This window comes from Enterococcus plantarum, assembly GCF_001730295.1.
Classification (GTDB): Bacteria; Bacillota; Bacilli; order Lactobacillales; family Enterococcaceae; genus Enterococcus_L; species Enterococcus_L plantarum.
Genome location: NZ_MIKA01000001.1, coordinates 31,068 through 48,557, shown reverse-complemented (window position 1 = coordinate 48,557; position 17,490 = coordinate 31,068). Strand labels below are relative to the sequence as shown.

Here is a 17,490-nt window from a genome sequence, read left to right as displayed (position 1 = left end):
AAAGTTTTCCGGGAGGAACGATTTTGAAAAAATTAATTGCAATCGACTTAGATGGTACTACTTTAAATGCACAGTCATTGATCAGTCCTACAACTGAAAAAGCGTTAAAAAAAGCGATGAAGCATGGTCACTATGTCAGTATCGTCACTGGTCGTCCTTATCGAATGAGCGGTCAATTTTATCGCCAATTAGGCTTGACAACACCGATGGTCAATTTTAACGGAGCCCTAGTTCATATGCCTGAAAAAAAATGGGCAGATGAAAAAGAAACGGGAATCCAAAGAGACTTAGTTTTTGATATTTTGGCTCAAAAAAAGGCGTTGAATCTTGATTTTGTCGCTGCTGAAAATAAAGAAACATTTTACATTGATAGTTTGGATTACTTCGATTCAGCATTCTTTGCTTCAGAAGCTACTCCAAGCAATCTTTTAACTGCTAAAAATTTGATTACAGATCCAACTTCTATGATGGTTCGAACGTCCAAAGACCAAGCAGCATCTGTTTCTGATTCGCTAATAAAGCAATATGGAGATTATGTTGATGTTAGAACTTGGGGTGGGCCTACACCTATTTTAGAAATCGTTTCTAAGGGTATTCAAAAAGCAAAAGGTGTAGAACAAGTCGCGAATTATCTGGATGTGAAGCGATCAGACATCATTGCGTTCGGTGATGAACATAATGATGAAGAAATGCTAGACTACGTTGGTTGGGGCGTTGCAATGAAAAATGCAACAGATAAGATAAAATCCGTAGCAAATGATATTACTGAAAAAACCAATGATGAAGATGGTTTAGCCGATTATTTAGAGCGATATTTAGATTTAAACAATCAATAAAAGAGAATGACTGGAACGAGGCGTACGCTCTGTGTTCCGGTCATTTTATTTTTTCCCCTTTGACAAAAACAAAAGCTCTTGCTAAAATAAGAACATACGTTCTGTTCTTATTTAGAAATGAGGGATTAAACATGGAATTATCAAGAAAGATTGAAATTCTTACTGAATCAGCAAAATATGATGTTTCTTGTTCTAGCAGTGGTGTGACGAATAACACAAGAAAAGGCACAGTAGGCAGCACATCAACTGCCGGAATCTGCCATTCCTTCACAAGTGATGGCAGATGTGTGTCCCTATTAAAGCTATTATTTACGAATGCCTGTATCTTTGATTGTCATTATTGCATCAACAGAAAATCAAACTCAATTCCACGAGCCACCTTTACACCACAGGAAGTCGCAGATTTAACAATGGATTTTTATATGCGAAATTACATTGAGGGACTTTTTCTAAGCTCAGCTATCATAAAAAACGTTGATTACACTAGTGAACTATTAATTAAAACATTAAAAATTTTACGACATGAAAAAGGCTTCAAAGGCTATATCCATGTAAAAGCAATTCCTGGAGCAGACGAAAAATTGATTGAAGAATTAGGATTTTTAGCTGACCGAATGAGTGTTAATGTAGAATTGCCTTCAAGAGAAAGCTTAAAAATCTTAGCTCCTGATAAAGATCCATTTGCTTTATACAAACCCATGAAACAAATCACACATATGAAAAATGAAATGTCTCAAGTTCCTGCTTTACGAAACCCTGCACCCTTTGTTCCAGCTGGTCAATCGACACAAATGATTATCGGTGCTTCTCCTGAAAATGATCATGCAATCGTAAAAATTGCTGAAAACCTTTATAAAAAATATGAATTAAAGAGAGTTTATTACTCTGCTTACATTCCTGTAAATCAAGATTCCTTATTACCCGCAATCACAACGGATCCTCCTCTACTAAGAGAACATCGGTTGTATCAAGCAGATTGGCTAATGCGATTTTACCGTTTTTCCGCAGATGAAATTTTATCCGAGGATAAACCGAATTTTAATTTGTATCTAGACCCCAAAGCCAATTGGGCTGTTCAAAATTATGATCAATTTCCAATTGATGTTCAGACTGCTTCTTATGAACAGTTATTACGAATTCCAGGAATCGGCCCTAAAAGCGCACTTAATATTCTGAAGGCTAGAAACTATTATCAATTACACCTCTCTGATTTAAAAAAATTAGGCGTAGTGATCAAACGAGCTCAATATTTCGTTAGTTGTAACGGTGCGATTCAGCCTGGATTGATCCATGATCCAGAATGGGTCATTACTTCTTTAATTTCATCTCGTCAATATGAGACGTTAAAAAAGGTAAACAGCCAATCAAAACAAGAACAGTTATCTTTATTTGATGTCGAACGTTTTGAATCAGTAAAGCGAAAGGAATCTCGTTATGCACATTGAAGAAACCAACGAAATTTGGGAATATGATGGTAGTTTTTATGGATTTCTGACGATAGTTTACCAAGCCTTCATTAAAAAACAGTTTCCTGACATTATCTTAACTCAAGATATTGCTGTAGAAAACTTGTTTCTCAGTCGTTGGATAGATACAGATGAACCGCTGGCGAAAAAAATGTATGAACGTCTAAACAAACGTTTAAGAAAAGAAAATGTTCAGTTTATCATTGATGGTTTCAATTGTTCGTTAAAAGAAAAAGAACGATATTTGTTAGATGCAATTCAAATCGCATTGGAATCCAAAGATTTACTGACCAATCATTTAGGTCATCCTTCAATTTTAGCCTTAGAAAAATCTTTAAAATCTTTATTTAGAGAAGTTCACTTATTTACGGGTTTTATTCGTTTTGAATCAGTAGGAACATTACTGTATAGTACCATCACACCGAAACATTTTTCATTGCCCTACTTATGTCCTCATTTCGCACAAAGATATCCGCAAGAAAAGATCATGATTTACGATGAAACACATCGATTACTCGGAATTATAGAACAGGGACACATACATTTTATTGAGAATAGCGAGCCTCCAACAGTTGACAGTCAAGAATCTGAACAAATGATCCAAGAAAATTGGCGTACCTTTCTCAAAGCTGTTACGATCCAAGAGCGACATAATGAGCGAACTCAACTTTCTCATTTGCCTATGCGGTATCGGGGCAATATGATTGATTTCAACTAAATTGATTGGTAATTTCGACAAAAAAAGAGAATGTATACAAACTTTCTCAAGTTCTGTATACATCCTCTCGAATTCGAAGCACGATTTCAGTCTACTCTAAGATGGATTTTTTTCACTATCAATTTATCTGACAAATGAGATTGATTACTTTGTTCACCAATCACTTCCGCAAAAATAGTTGTACGGTCTTCTTTTTTCTGTAAACAATAGTCAATTTTTCCAGTTTCATTTAATTCATTCATCATTTCAATATAATCATCAGATTCATTTTTTCTAGTTATAAAGCCTAATGATACTAAATGATCGTCTAGATTTTTTGTTGATATCAACGAACCAAATGCAATTTTTTGACGAATTTCCTGATTTAATCGTGTTACTTTCATCTCTTGATCTTGCTCGATTGTTTTTTTCTTGATCAACGCTTCATATTGTTCAACAGTCAACATCACACCAGCAACTTTGTTTCTATTGTAAATATAAACACCTTTGTTTGTTTCTTTTGCCTTTTTAAAAATTGTCATAGGAGACTGTTTCACATCTGTCACTGAAAATGATGCGTTTTTCTTCTCTACATTTTTCATTCGTCAACTTCCCTTCCAAGTGATTATATCATACAGATTTTTGGTGTGAAGAATTTTTTAATATTAGTATTTTTTTGTAACTGAAATCCGAACAAAAAGGAGTGCTACAAAACGTAGCAACCGTTTTGTAGCACTCTTAAAATCAACGAACTATTTTTGTCTCTTTGATTATGCGCGGTAACGTTCTACCCCGTCTAAATAAGTTGCATCTAATTCCATATTTGGATTCAATACGATAAAGTCAGCATCGCGTCCTCTGGCGATCATACCGCATTTTTCATCGATTTTGCAACTCACTGCTGGCACTAAAGATGCCATCATAATGGCTTGTTCTGGTGTAGCAATTTCCCAATCAACAACATTTTTGATTGCTTCTTTTAATTTCAAGATACTACCCGCTAAGTTTCCAGATTCTAAACGAGCTGTCCCTTCTTTAACGACAACTGGGAATTCTCCTAGATTATAATTGCCATCTGGCATACCACCGGCCATCATACAATCTGTAATCAGAGCGACATGATCATGTCCAGCTTTTTCCATTAAAATATCAGCTGCATTGGGATGAACATGGTGTCCGTCACAAATTAATTCAGAAAAAACATGTTTCAATGACATTAATGCACCAACCATTCCAGGTTCACGATGATTCAATCCACGCATACCATTATATGCATGTACAAAAACACTAGCGCCAGATTCAACAGCCTCGGTTGCTTGCTCCAATGTTGCATCACTATGACCTAAAGCCACTACGACACCTTCATCTGTTACAGCTTTGACAAATTCTTTAACACCTTTACGTTCTGGTGCCAAAGCGATTTTCTTGATTAAACCACCTGAAGCTTCTTGCCATTCATTAAATATTTCTATATCTGGGTCACCAAAATAACTTGGATTTTGAGCTCCTTTGTGTTCTTCAGTAAAGAATGGACCTTCAAAATAGATTCCTTGTATTTTTGCCCCTGGGACTTCTTGATGTACTTCTCCGATTGTTTTAGCAACATCTTTTAAGCGTTCCTTACTTGAAGTTAAGGTTGTTGGTAAAAATGAAGTAACCCCACATGACAATAACCCTTCAGACATCACTTTCAAGCCTTCTGTATCACTATCCATTACATCATGATTCATAAATCCGTGAATATGAGTATCCACTAACCCTGGTGCAATCCATTTGCCTTCTTCTTTGATTATTTTTGCATCACTTTCAGGAACTTCTTTATAAAAGTTTCCAAATAGACCATCAGTGATTTCTAAATATCCAGGTCCTTTTACATCACTTTTTAAAAAGAACTTTTCAGCAAAGATAAACGTTCTCATCTTCATCCTTCTTTCTTTAATTTTCTACTCTAAACGTACTCTTAAAATCAGTTAAAGTCAAGAATGGTGTAGACCTTTTCTAGAAAAATTTACTTAACTTTCTTTAGATTTTAATTGTTTCGATACGTAGGATTTGTTCTGACAAAATCCTATATTCGTCTGCTTTATCTGGCTCTCCTTTTAATGCAAGCAATTGACTTTTCAACTGAAACAATTCACTCAAGTAATAGTAACTATTTTTATGTCTCGACCAAACAATTCCTTGGTCGATATATATTTGCGCTTCTTCAAGACGGTTTTGATCTGTTAAAAACTTAGAATAATTATAAAATATCTTTGTTAGTTCTGCGGTTACTCGTTCATTTGGTAATTTATGAAAATAATGAATACTTAACTTTAAATATTTTTCAGCATCGTCGATCTTTCCTATGCTGCTATACGTACTGCCAATGCAGCTAATTACTTGAATTTCAAAATCGGACAAATTTACTTTATTCGCTTGATAAGTGTAAGATAATCCTTTTTTTAAATCATGTATTGCTTGTTCATAATCATTACAAAGATAAAATTTACAACTACCTAGATAATAATAGTAACGTTGCCAATCCGTATCCAAATGAAGTCTTTCTTCAATTTTAGTATCATTCATATATGTCATTATTTTTCCATATTCTTTGTGTCGAAAATAATCAGCTATTTTTTCAAATATTTGTGTGATCAAACGAACTTCATCCGATTTGAATTGCATAATTTGATCCATCGTTACGCCTAAGCGTTGACAAATTTGCTGCATTACTACGACATTCGGTAATTCTTCATTATTTTCGATTCTACTTAATACACTTTGCGAACAAATATCTTCTGATAACATTTTTTGCGTTAGTTTTCTATTTTTACGAATTTCTTTAATAACTGCTCCAAAAGAATCCATTTTTTCACTCCTAAGCTACGTTAAAATTGAGCTATTTCTTGAAAAAAATCGTGTTAATCAAAAAAAGTTCAAAATATGCGAATTCGCATTATGCATTTATTGTACTTTAATGCATAATATACTGCAAGAACATTACCTAGCAGTAAATGGAGACGATTTAAAATAATTTTGCTTTGCAAATAAGGGGTGTTATTTATGACACAAGAGAAAAGAATTAACTTCAGTTGGGACAAAAGTAGTTATAATGGCTATGTCGAGAAAGAATATGAGAATGCTTATTTGGTTGTTGTTTCGGATCCAAGTCCGGATATGGAGGAAAAATACACAAATCGTATGGTAATAAGTAAAAAAGATTGTCAAACTGCAGAGTAACGATCGTTTCTATTCGTCTCTTTGCAAAACACATTCTTAAAACGAGAGTGACTCAAAACTGATAAAGTTTTGAGTCACTTTTTTTAGTTTCAAAAATCAACCTGTTATTTTTGTTTGTAAGTACTTAAAAAAGCACGCATTTTTTCAGTTGTAAATTTTAAGTCTTCCATCTTCGGTAGATAAACAATTCTAAAATGATCTGGTTGAGTCCAATTGAAACCACCACCATGAACAAGCAAAATATGATGTTCATGAAGAAAATCAAGAACGAATTTCTCATCATCATAAATATTAAAACTGGCAGTATCGATTTTAGGAAATATATAAAAAGCAGCTTTAGGTTTTACAGCAGATAGACCTGGAATATCATTGATTGCATTGTAAATATATTCCCGTTGCTCATAAATTCTACCTCCTGGCAACAACAAATCATCAACACTTTGATAGCCACCTAAGGCAGTTTGGATAATTTGTTGAGATAGTACATTTGAACATAAACGCATCGAAGCTAACATATTCAATCCTTCTATATAGCCCTTAACGTGGTTTTTGTTTCCACTAAGTACCATCCAACCACAACGGAACCCTGCAACTCTATGTGATTTAGAAAGTCCATTTAAAGTAACTACAAATAAATCTGGTGCTAATGTTGCAATTGGAATATGTGTTAATCCATCCATCACTAAACGATCATAGATTTCATCTGAAAAAATGATCAAATCATTTTGTCTCGCAATCTCAACGATTTGTTCTAGGATTTCCTTAGGATATAAAGCCCCGGTTGGATTATTGGGATTGATCAACACAATTGCTTTTGTATTCGTCGTCACTTTTGATTTGATGTCATCGATATCTGGATACCATTCCGCTTGCTCATCACAAATATAATGAACAGGATTACCACCAGCTAAAGAAATTGACGCTGTCCATAGAGGATAATCAGGCATTGGAACTAAAACCTCATCTCCATTATTCAAAAGTCCTTGCATACACATCGAAATCAATTCACTAACACCATTACCTGTGTAAATATCATTGATCGTTACATTTGGGAAACCCTTCACTTGGCAATATTGTTCAATTGCTTTTCGTGCTGAAAAGATTCCTTTTGAATCAGAATAGCCTTCTGAATTACGAACATTCATAATCATATCGCGAACCACTTCATTCGGAGCATCAAAACCAAATGGGGCGGGATTACCAGTATTAAGTTTCAAAATACGAATGCCTTCTTCATGCATTCTGTCCGCTTCTTCTAAAACTGGACCACGTACATCATAACTGACTCCATCAAGTTTGTTAGATTTTTCAAAATTTCTCATACTGTATCCCTCATTTTCAAAATTTATATACTTAAAGTTACGCCACCTAGAAAAAAAAAGCAATGGAAAATTGCAAATTTTCAAAAAAAGAGTCTCACTATCCGATAGACGTATTTTTATTTGTCTGGAAAAACTTCCTACTAACCTTCTTACTAAAATAAAAAACAGCCACTTATATATGTTTGAATACCCTTGCTTCATAAGGAAGAAAAATCGTGTGTTGGTGAATGATGTGATATTCAAACTATACAACTGTGAGTCCCTCCTCTATCTGAACGTTTTTGGTAAGTCTGCTAAAGGGAATTCTTTGAAAAATTGACGATAACCATCCAGGGTTTTCTCTTTAAAAATCAGCATATTCTTCTGCTGTCCATTTTATTGACGTGACCCAGATAAATCCAATACTTAATTCTTTGAGATAATCCAATTTTGAGCGGATTCCATTTAAGTCCACAATCACGTCGTTACTTGTATCCATGAAACTTGCTAGATAGATTTGATAACCAACTGCTACTTTCCACCATACACGTTTGATTGTCATCTCTGATTTTTTTCTTCTTTTGGCATAGAATAGTAATAGCTTTGTACAAACTTATCTTACCAAATTAAATTTAAATAGAAACTATTTTTAGAACCTAGTACTTTACTTAGATTATTCATATTTTTAAAAGACAACCAGTACTATAAACTTCTTGAGAATCCATCATATTAGTCTTCTTTTATTTTGAAATTTTCTACGATCCCTCTTCTCTACTGTTATCTATTTTATATGAAAATAAGTGGATCCTTACAGAATAAATGCTTTGTCATAGGAATAGGTGGATAAAAAGAACCCTAAACCTATATATAACAAGGTTTAGGGTTGAACTATGCGGCCAAGAAGACTCGAACTTCCACGGGGTTGCCCCCACCAGCCCCTCAAGCTGGCGCGTCTGCCATTCCGCCATGACCGCATTTATATCATAACTAAGTATATGATAAAATATGCTTTAGCTTTTGTCAATCGTTCAAAATTTTACTTTTCCACAAATGGATGATCATCGTTTGTACCTATACTCGTATACCTGACAAAGCTTATCATATGATTTGCTCACTTTTTTAGGAATTTCAACTGATCCAATATAATTCATTCCTTTTGGTCCATATCCATTATCGTCATTTCTAAGTCGGGGAATTTCACCTAGAACTAATGAAAGAAAATAGTCTTTCGTCCACAATCCATTAAGTTGGTTTTCTTCAAAAATAATCTTGTCCTCAATGGACTTTATATAAGGAATAACTGGAACATAATTGGTGAAACTAGCTTTTGTCTCTTGCCATTCCTTTTCAAAAGTCGCTTTAATTCTTCTTTGTAAAATGGGGTCTTCCAATAATAACACAGACTTCGGCCTCAGCCCTTCCTTTTTCATCTTATTTAGTGAAAAGCGAGCATTTTCACCAGAATTAGTTGAGGTCGTCTCCGTTAAAAAGAGTTCCTTACCGAAGTGATACTTTTGTTTAAAATACTCTAGGTACATGTCAGTTTCACTTACCTCACTAACCTTGATACCGATATTTTTAAGATTTTTCTGTAAAAAGAGCGTCGCATGCCCAATACCGCCAACAATCATGAATTCAGAGGCTGTTCCTTGTTCATACAATTGAATAAACGCATCTGCCAAATAAGGAAAACTGTTGCCAGCTAAGATAGCAAGGTCATACTTTTCTGTTATTTGTTCTTGTGCAGCTAAGTAATCAATGACTGTATTCCAATGTTCGATCATCATGCTCCTCTATTCTTTTACTTGATTTAACACAATACCGCCTTTTCTATTAAAAAGAAAAAGCGGCATCATATCCTTTTTATATGCTCGAATTGATTTCTACTAGCCTACCATGGCATTTTCCGCAAACATAGCGTTGAAGGTTGATTCTCCGTTTTCGTAAAATCAATGTTTGACATTTTTCACACTCATACTGGTGGTATGACTGTGGTTTTTGATCCACTAGAGGACTTACATAGCGACTTCCTCCAGTTTGTTTTAGTAACAATTTAAATTCAGCATCTTTATGTTGATACCCTTTACCTTCTAAATGCAGATGATAATGGCATAACTCGTGTTTGATCACATTGATCAACTCTGTTTCCCCGTAAATCTCGAAAACTTTTGGATTAAAATCAATGTTATGCGAGTTTAAATGATATCGACCACCTGTTGTTCTCAGACGTCGGTTAAAAAAAGCGTGATGCTGAAACTTTTTGTCAAAAAATGCTAAAGAAATTGATTCCACCATTGCTTGCAGTTGGGTATCTGATAACTCTTGTTTTGTTGGTTTTCCTTCTTTAGGAAAAGGTTTCAACGTTATTCTTTCCTTTCAGCTTGCGGTAACATCGTTAAACTGATGCGCCCTTTCTTCATGTCGACTGCTTCCACCCACACAGTCACAACATCTCCTACAGCAATAATATCTGTTGGGTGTTTAACAAATTTTGTACTAAGTTTCGAAATATGCACTAAACCATCTTGTTTCACACCGATATCAACGAAAGCACCAAAATCAATCACATTTCGGACTGTACCTTGAAGCTCCATACCAGGTTTTAAGTCTTCCATCGATAAGACATCTTTTCTTAAAAGAGGCGCTGGCATTTCATCACGCATATCTCTTCCTGGTTGAACTAATGCTGCAACGATATCTTTTAGGGTTTCACTCCCAACAGATAATTCCGTTTCTAATTGTTCCAATGACAATCCCTTGATCTGTTGAGCCGCTTGCCCCGAACCAAGCTCTCCTAATTGAACCTTGGCTTTTTCTAAAATTGCTTTGGCAACGTCATAGCTTTCCGGATGAATCCCTGTGTTATCCAAAATATTTTTTCCATTTGGAATCCGTAAGAATCCAATGGCTTGTTCGTAAGCTTTTGGTCCTAATCGAGGCACTTTTTTGACTTGATTACGAGCAGTAAATGCACCATTTTCGTCACGATAAGCCATTAAGTTTTGAGCAGTTGTTTTATTTAAACCAGAAATATGTTGTAACAGTTGCGGACTGGCAGTATTTACATCAACCCCAACTTGGTTAACAGCTGTTTCTACAACAAAATCCAATTGTTCTGCTAAACGTTTTTGTGAAACATCATGTTGATATTGACCGACACCAACCGCCTTAGGATCGATTTTTACAAGTTCAGCTAAGGGATCTTGTAACCGTCTAGCAATGCTGACCGCACTTCTTTCTTCTACTTGCAAATCAGGAAATTCGGCTCTAGCCACGTCACTTGCTGAATAGACAGATGCCCCCGCTTCATTCACAATCACATAGAAAACATCTCGTTTGATTTGTTTTAATTGTTCTGCAACAAATAACTCTGACTCACGACTGGCAGTTCCATTACCAATTGCTACCATTTCAACTTCGTATTCTTCTATCAACTTGGTAAACGCTGGTCCTGCTGCTGCGCGTTTTTCACCTGAAGCGGGTTTGTGTGGATAAATAACTTGAATAGCTAACACTTTACCCGTTGCATCTACAATCGCCAGTTTGCATCCCGTTCTGTAGGCCGGGTCAAAGCCTAGTACAACTTTGCCTTTCAAAGGTGGTTGCAATAAGAGATTACGTAGGTTCTCACCAAAAATCTTGATTGCTTGCTCATCTGCTTTTTCCGTTAACTCATTACGAATTTCACGCTCGATCGCTGGACCAATAAATCGTTTGTAGCTATCTAAATAAGCTGTTTCAACATATACGGCAGTTGGAGATTGTTTGTTAATGCCAATCAACTGACGTTCTAAGTATGAATTAATTTTTTCTTCTTCTACTAAAAGAGCAACTTTTAAGATATCCTCTTTTTCGCCACGGTTTGTAGCTAAGACTCTGTGAGAAACAATTTTGCTAACAGGTTCAGAAAAATCATAGTACATTTCGTAAACCGCTTTTTCATCTTTTTCCTCGTCTTTCACGGTGCTAACATATTGACCATGTTTAAAGGTAAAATCACGAATCCATGTACGGAATTTAGGCTCATCAGATACTCTTTCAGCAATGATCTCATGTGCTCCTTGCAATGCTTTTTCTGCTGTATCTATTTCTTTTTCAGCATCAATATATTTTTCTGTCTCAGCTACAACATCCGCTTGAATTGGAAAACTCATTAACCAGTCTGCTAAAGGTTCTAGTCCTTTTTCTTTGGCGATTGTTGCTTTAGTCCGGCGTTTTTGTTTGTATGGGCGATATAAATCTTCAACTTGCTGCATTTTTGCCGCTTTTTGAATTGATTTAGCCAACTCATCCGTCAGTTTTCCTTGTTCGTCGATTAAACGAAGAACCTCTTCTTTGCGCTTTTCTAAATTACCTAAATAAATATAACGTTCTTCGATTTCACGAATTTGCACTTCATCTAAACTATCTGTCATCTCTTTACGATAACGAGCGATAAAAGGAACAGTGTTTCCTTCACTTAATAGAGTCAACACTGTTTTTATTTGTTTTGGACGATACTCCGACAATTCTTTCTGAAGTAAATCAACTACTTCTTGGTTATAAGCTTCTGCCATATTTACATACCTCTCTTCATTAACATACTGTTTAATTTTAGCATATTTTCTTGCTGAAATATAGGACGAGTCCAAAGCTTAGCTAGTCTTTACTCGTTCTGTAAAAATACAATTGTTTAAAAATCAGGTTGCCAAGGGCCGTTTAAATTTTGATATTCAATATCTTGTACGATTCCATTTTTATCGAAAATCACACCATGAACAGAACCACCAAAGACTCCTCCTCCATCAATCCCGATCTTATTGTCCGATTGCCATAAATCAGTCGTTTCCATATCCCCGTGGAGCATAGGTGTGATGGTATGACCAAAAACGATTTTTTTCTCAGTATGATTTTTGCCTTGATGAAATGCTTCTCTTATCCAGATAAAATCATGAGGACTTGTTTCATGCCAATCTTTTTTCGTTAAATCGACACCGGCATGAACAAATAGATACTCTTCCCACTCAAAATACAGTGGTCGTTCCATTAAAAATTCAATTAACTCTTTATATCGGCTACGAATCAACATACTGATCTCTGTTGGAGAATATTCTTCTGTCGCGCCTTTGTGCAGCAAGCTTTCCATCGTCTCTTTGCCACCATTTCGAACATAACTAGTAAACCAATCTTCTGGTTTGTTTAAAAACTGAAGAAAGTACTCTTCATGATTTCCTCTAAGATAAACCGCTCCATATTTCTCGACTAACTCTTTTCCAAGTAAAAAACTCTCTTTAGTCTTTGGCCCGCGATCATTCAAATCACCAATTAATACTAGTTGATGTATCTTCGGATCAAAGTATTGAATCAACTCATTGAACAACTCATATTCGCCATGGATATCACTGATGGCATAAATAAATTTTTTCATTATTTCAGCTCCTTCTCACCATTCATTTTCTCTAGTATAACGCAAGAAACACCTGGTACTTCAGATTATTGATCAAATAAGTCACGATTATTTTTTATTTAGAAATAATTTAAAAATTGAAATTAATTTTAGACTTTTCATGAAAAAAAGAGTAAAATTGCGTAAGTGACACTATGTCATAAAATTAGTAGGAAAGAGCTGAAATTTATGAAGAAAAAAACTATTTTCGGTATTCTTGCCGTTTTGGTTGTCGCCTTGATTATTTTCTTAGTTGTTCAAGGAAATTCAGGAAAATCAAACGCTGTTACTGTTAGAACTGGAGAAGTAAAAAAAGAAACAATCGTTGAAACACTTTCCACAACTGGAACCTTGATCCCAAATCAAACACAAGCACTTATTGGTACTGGCAATGTTGTGGATGTGCTTGTCAAAACTGGCGATAAGGTAACAAAAGAGAACGTTTTAGCAACATATGATAATGGACTTCAATTAATTGCTGGCTTTGATGGAACAATCACGCAAGTCAATATCAAGAATAACCAAGCCGACACAAATGCTCAGCAAGGAAAACCATCGATTCAGTTAGATGATCTTTCTACGTTAAACGTTCAATTAGCTTTATCTAACTCTGAAGCCTCTTCAGTAGCTGTTGATCAGAAAGTAGAAATAACGAGTGGAAACCAAACATTTTCAGGAAAAGTCTCTGAAAAAGATCCGACTGCTCAAAGCACTCAATCCGCAACCGGTAACAGTGCGAGCCTTGGTGCTGTCGTAACGTTTGATCATGCATCAGAAAAACTCTTTTCTGGTTTTGATGTTGATGTAACGATCACTACGGACACCGTTGAAAATGTGCTTGCCCTACCAATTGAAGCCTTAACCTATAACGATAAAAACGAACCCATTACCTATATCGTGAAAGATGGTCTTGCTAAAGAGAAAAAAATCGAGATCGGCATTCAATCAGATAAATTGATTGAAGTCAAAAAAGGGCTAAAAGAAGGAGAAACGGTTATTCTTTCTCCAAGTTCTGATATTAAAAACAATGCTGAAGTAACCAAAGAATAGAAGGTGAAATGATTGATTGATTTAAAAGATGTCGTAAAAATTTATCGGACCGGAGGAGAAGAATTAGAAGCATTAAAACACGTTTCCTTACATATCGCAGAAGGAGAATTCACTTCAATCATGGGTCCTAGCGGTTCGGGTAAATCAACGATGATGAATATTCTTGGTTTATTGGATCGATTTGACGAAGGTTCTTATCACTTAAATGGACAAGATGTTACTAATTTGAGTAGTAATGAAAGTGCTCATGTCAGAAATAAGGAAATTGGTTTTGTTTTTCAATCCTTTAATTTAATGCCGAGAATGTCTTTACTAGATAACGTTGCCCTACCTATGGTTTATTCTGGTATTCCAACAAAGGAACGAAAAGAACGCGCACTAGAAGCATTGAGAAAAGTAGGTTTAGCTGACCGTGTCGCCCATAGACCAAATGCGATTTCTGGTGGACAAAAACAACGTGTCGCAATAGCTCGTGCTATCGTAAATGATCCAGCAGTTTTAATGGCTGATGAACCTACAGGAAATTTGGACTCAAAAACAACACTGGAAATCATGAAAATTTTCCAAGATTTAAATGATGCTGGTACAACTGTGGTCATGGTCACACATGAGCCCGATGTAGCTCAGTATACAAAGCGAATCGTTTCTTTTCGAGATGGAGAAATCATTGATGACCAATCTGTATTGGAACGAAGAACGCTATAGAAAGGAGTCATTTTCATGGGAATTATTGAGAGTTTCAAAATGGCGATCGATAGTATTTTAGCGAACAAAATGCGTTCATTTTTGACAATGCTTGGAATTATTATCGGCATTGCAGCAGTCATCGCCATACTTGCGGTTGGAAATGGTGCAACGACTCAAATAACTGGTACTTTTAGTGATTTAGGTGCTTCTACGATTTCTGTTTCTACTAGCCGTGACGCAACTGACAATGAAAAAATTACCAGTAAAGATATCAAAGCATTAAAAGATGGCATCCCGCAAATTGACCATCTCTCCCCTGTTGTGTCGATCCAAGTTGTTGGTGCAGCAAATGAAAAATCAAAAGCAACATTGGTCATGGCGGGAACACCTGATTTACAATATACAAACCAAACAATGGATAAAGACATCGTCTACGGACGCTATTTCAATACAACTGAATACTCTGAAGGCAGCAAAGTAGCGGTGATTAGCGCTGATACGGCTCGGTATTTTTTCAATGGACGTGAAAATGTCGTTGGCGAAAAAATCAATTTACACGGGCAAAAAGGACAGATAAGTGCTCGAATCATCGGAGTAACCAAAAGTACCGTTGAAAAAATGGTTGGGGCATTTGACGAGGAAGAAATGATGGGTTATATTTCAATCCCACTGACTACAGCAGATAATTTGAATCCTGATGCAACTAAAATCACCAGTTTGACCGTTATTGCTAAATCCAAAGATGATATTGATTCAGTCTCTAAACAAATCGTAAATATTCTCTCTGTGCGTCACAATACAGTTGGTGAAAAAGTCTATACTGCAACAAATTTCTTGCAAGCACTTGATCAGGTGAATAACGTCTTAGGTTTGTTTATCAACTTCATTGCGGCTGTTGCTGCAATTGCTTTGCTCGTTGGCGGCATTGGTGTGATGAATATCATGCTTGTTTCAGTCACTGAACGAACTAGAGAAATCGGAACAAGAAAAGCTCTGGGTGCAACAGATCGTAATATCTTATTTCAATTTCTAACAGAATCCGTTATTCTATGCTTAATTGGTGGACTGATTGGATTAACGTTAGGTGCGATCTTGGCTGTCACTATAGCAAGTGTCTTAGACATCACTGCGCAGTTTACACTAGGTTCAATTATAGCTGTACTCTTATTTTCAAGCGCTATCGGAATATTCTTTGGTGTTTATCCTGCTAGAAAAGCAGCGAAGCTTGATCCAATCGAAGCATTACGTTACGAATAAAATGTTTCATACTTCAAAAATAAAATCAGGACTAGAGTGATTTCTCTGTCCTGATTTTTTTATTCTTCTTTTTTCATTCCAGATGCAATCAAGTTGAACAACTCCTCTGGAATTTGAAATTGGCCAAATCTCAGGCGTGATCGATACTCCTGCCACAAATGAAAATCAGCAATTGCTTGTAACGGAACGGATTGAGTATTTTTTTAAATCAATATCTCTTCTAACTGGAATAAAACCAGGAGCCATTTCGAATGAATAAGCTTTTCCAAGTAAAATCTGCCCAATGGCAATGAAATCCTGACAGGGTTCTTTGGTTTTAAAATGATGTTTTGGTGTATAATAAATCAACCAATCCCCAGACTTCATTCGATTTAATGGCGCTGATTTCCCATGACATAATTGACAAAAACCACCTGCAACCCCAATTTCTATATGATTTTTAGAGGCAACGCCAATCCACGAATTCAAGTTATATCCACTCTCCTTCATTTTTATAGATTGATTGTTTCTCTATTGTCCATCCCTAAAATCACAATTGCGTGGTTAAAATGAATCTCGACTAATTCCAGCATAGAACCAGCTTTCTTAATATTTTGTTCATAACTAGGAATTTTTCGAATCTATTGCTCTGCTACATCATAAACTGTTAACTCACTTTTTTTATATCCGCATAGTGCACCCGAACATGATGTGTAGTAATAGATGGAATCGTTGTAAACGCAACTTTGGGATTCTTTTGAAATTCAGTCATTTTTCATTTCCTTGGAACATGGAAAAGAATAGACATTTTTAGCTTCATCATAAAAAAACTGACGATCCTAACATTTGGTACTCCTTAAACACTTGTAGCTAACGCAATTTCTGTCTGTTCACTCATACGCTTCAGTTGTTTTCCTAAATTCTTGCCTCCGTTATGTTCTTTCGTCTGACTGACAAGTTCAGTCTAACAAACAAAACCTGACAGTTGAATCGCGATTAAAATAATGATCCAAGACTCGTATAACACCTAAATACTTAAAACTGGCCACACTAAACCCTAAAATTGGATTAAAAATGACTGTCCTACAAAAACCGGGAGTGAATCAAAAACAATCGACCAGTTAATTTTTATTCAATGACAGATACTGCCATAAACAATACCGTTATTGTCAATCGCTTTGTCCTCTAGTCACTCCTATAGTTTATTCAACGTCCAAGTCACTGTATCGCCATCTTTTAAGAAGTACTCAACTGCACCTACTTCTGGTTGTTTGCCATTCACATCATATAGCCAATATTTACTTGCTTTTGCATCTTGGAGATGCCCATCGATACCGCTGATAAAATCTTTGTCCATCTCAACTTTAAAATTTGTTTCCATGACGGTTTGAAGCGATTCATCTTTTTTGACCTTGACTTCTTTTTTATCAAATTGTTTATCCTCTTCCTTTAAGATGATCGTTACCTTCATTCCGGCATCTTGCTCTTTTTTGTCATCATTTGTTTTCCCACATGCACCTAATAAAAAGATCACTGTTAAAGCCATTGCTACTTTTACAAATTTTTTCAT

General features: G+C 35.7%; 18 protein-coding genes and 1 tRNA gene. 7 read left to right on the top strand and 12 right to left on the bottom strand.

Translation table 11 applies throughout. From position 1 onward, the window contains the following. The first annotated feature begins 23 nt into the window (after nucleotides 1-23). The 3 genes from BCR22_RS00215 (at nucleotide 24) to BCR22_RS00205 (ending at nucleotide 3,020) form a co-directional block, all read left to right on the top strand. Nucleotides 24-836: a Cof-type HAD-IIB family hydrolase gene (locus BCR22_RS00215; RefSeq protein WP_069652991.1), complete on the top strand. Its 813-nt coding sequence runs from the start codon at nucleotides 24-26 to the stop codon at nucleotides 834-836. A gap of 131 nt (nucleotides 837-967) precedes the next feature. After that, nucleotides 968-2,281, top strand: a complete 1,314-nt coding sequence (locus tag BCR22_RS00210) for a putative DNA modification/repair radical SAM protein (RefSeq protein WP_069652990.1) — start codon at nucleotides 968-970, stop codon at nucleotides 2,279-2,281. Beyond that, nucleotides 2,271-3,020 carry a TIGR03915 family putative DNA repair protein gene (locus tag BCR22_RS00205; protein WP_069652989.1) on the top strand — a complete coding sequence of 250 codons (750 nt, stop codon included), beginning with the start codon at nucleotides 2,271-2,273 and terminating at the stop codon, nucleotides 3,018-3,020. The genes BCR22_RS00210 and BCR22_RS00205 overlap by 11 nt, the downstream gene beginning before the upstream one ends. Nucleotides 3,021-3,106: 86 nt before the next feature. Here the strand turns inward: BCR22_RS00205 and BCR22_RS00200 are convergent, their stop codons facing one another. The 3 genes from BCR22_RS00200 to BCR22_RS00190 form a co-directional block, all read right to left on the bottom strand. Further along, nucleotides 3,107-3,601 (bottom strand): type II toxin-antitoxin system Phd/YefM family antitoxin, encoded by a 495-nt coding sequence (locus BCR22_RS00200; protein WP_069652988.1) that lies wholly within the window; start codon nucleotides 3,599-3,601, stop codon nucleotides 3,107-3,109. Nucleotides 3,602-3,769: 168 nt separating this feature from the next. Then, nucleotides 3,770-4,918, bottom strand: a complete 1,149-nt coding sequence (nagA, locus tag BCR22_RS00195) for an N-acetylglucosamine-6-phosphate deacetylase (RefSeq protein WP_069652987.1) — start codon at nucleotides 4,916-4,918, stop codon at nucleotides 3,770-3,772. A gap of 103 nt (nucleotides 4,919-5,021) precedes the next feature. Further along, nucleotides 5,022-5,849, bottom strand: coding sequence for a helix-turn-helix domain-containing protein (locus BCR22_RS00190; RefSeq protein ID WP_069652986.1), 828 nt, complete (start codon nucleotides 5,847-5,849; stop codon nucleotides 5,022-5,024). Nucleotides 5,850-6,044: 195 nt separating this feature from the next. On the opposite strand from BCR22_RS00190, the gene BCR22_RS15330 reads away from it, so the two are divergent. Further along, entirely contained in the window at nucleotides 6,045-6,221 is a 177-nt protein-coding gene (locus tag BCR22_RS15330; RefSeq protein WP_167351490.1) for a hypothetical protein, read from the top strand. A 104-nt stretch (nucleotides 6,222-6,325) separates the two neighbouring features. Here BCR22_RS15330 and BCR22_RS00185 read toward each other — a convergent pair whose 3' ends face one another. The 7 genes from BCR22_RS00185 to BCR22_RS00155 form a co-directional block, all read right to left on the bottom strand. After that, entirely contained in the window at nucleotides 6,326-7,543 is a 1,218-nt protein-coding gene (locus tag BCR22_RS00185) for a pyridoxal phosphate-dependent aminotransferase (RefSeq protein WP_069652985.1), read from the bottom strand. A 343-nt stretch (nucleotides 7,544-7,886) separates the two neighbouring features. Beyond that, the gene (locus BCR22_RS00180) at nucleotides 7,887-8,084 is read right to left on the bottom strand and encodes an alpha-amylase family glycosyl hydrolase (protein ID WP_069652984.1); all 198 of its coding nucleotides are present in this window, start codon (nucleotides 8,082-8,084) and stop codon (nucleotides 7,887-7,889) included. A gap of 329 nt (nucleotides 8,085-8,413) precedes the next feature. Beyond that, a tRNA-Leu gene (locus tag BCR22_RS00175) sits at nucleotides 8,414-8,496 on the bottom strand. 84 nt (nucleotides 8,497-8,580) lie between these two features. Beyond that, nucleotides 8,581-9,306 carry an ElyC/SanA/YdcF family protein gene (locus BCR22_RS00170; protein WP_069652983.1) on the bottom strand — a complete coding sequence of 242 codons (726 nt, stop codon included), beginning with the start codon at nucleotides 9,304-9,306 and terminating at the stop codon, nucleotides 8,581-8,583. Nucleotides 9,307-9,385: 79 nt separating this feature from the next. Continuing rightward, nucleotides 9,386-9,883 (bottom strand): SprT family protein, encoded by a 498-nt coding sequence (locus BCR22_RS00165; RefSeq protein ID WP_141706513.1) that lies wholly within the window; start codon nucleotides 9,881-9,883, stop codon nucleotides 9,386-9,388. 2 nt (nucleotides 9,884-9,885) lie between these two features. Further along, a complete protein-coding gene (locus tag BCR22_RS00160; protein WP_069652982.1) occupies nucleotides 9,886-12,078 on the bottom strand; it encodes a Tex family protein in 2,193 nt (730 codons plus the stop codon). A gap of 116 nt (nucleotides 12,079-12,194) precedes the next feature. Beyond that, nucleotides 12,195-12,929, bottom strand: coding sequence for a metallophosphoesterase (locus BCR22_RS00155; RefSeq protein ID WP_069652981.1), 735 nt, complete (start codon nucleotides 12,927-12,929; stop codon nucleotides 12,195-12,197). 207 nt (nucleotides 12,930-13,136) lie between these two features. On the opposite strand from BCR22_RS00155, the gene BCR22_RS00150 reads away from it, so the two are divergent. The 3 genes from BCR22_RS00150 to BCR22_RS00140 are packed head-to-tail and all read left to right on the top strand — an operon-like array spanning nucleotide 13,137 to nucleotide 15,941. Then, nucleotides 13,137-13,997 (top strand): efflux RND transporter periplasmic adaptor subunit, encoded by an 861-nt coding sequence (locus tag BCR22_RS00150; protein WP_069652980.1) that lies wholly within the window; start codon nucleotides 13,137-13,139, stop codon nucleotides 13,995-13,997. 12 nt (nucleotides 13,998-14,009) lie between these two features. Further along, nucleotides 14,010-14,702, top strand: coding sequence for an ABC transporter ATP-binding protein (locus BCR22_RS00145; RefSeq protein WP_069652979.1), 693 nt, complete (start codon nucleotides 14,010-14,012; stop codon nucleotides 14,700-14,702). Nucleotides 14,703-14,717: 15 nt separating this feature from the next. Next, nucleotides 14,718-15,941, top strand: coding sequence for an ABC transporter permease (locus BCR22_RS00140; protein WP_069652978.1), 1,224 nt, complete (start codon nucleotides 14,718-14,720; stop codon nucleotides 15,939-15,941). Between the two features lie 165 nt (nucleotides 15,942-16,106). On the opposite strand, the gene BCR22_RS00135 is transcribed toward BCR22_RS00140, so the two are convergent. Both BCR22_RS00135 and BCR22_RS00130 read right to left on the bottom strand, forming a co-directional pair. Next, on the bottom strand, nucleotides 16,107-16,409 hold the full coding sequence (locus BCR22_RS00135) for an EVE domain-containing protein (protein WP_240485832.1): 303 nt from the start codon (nucleotides 16,407-16,409) through the stop codon (nucleotides 16,107-16,109). Between the two features lie 706 nt (nucleotides 16,410-17,115). Next, entirely contained in the window at nucleotides 17,116-17,490 is a 375-nt protein-coding gene (locus tag BCR22_RS00130; protein ID WP_069652977.1) for a DUF4430 domain-containing protein, read from the bottom strand.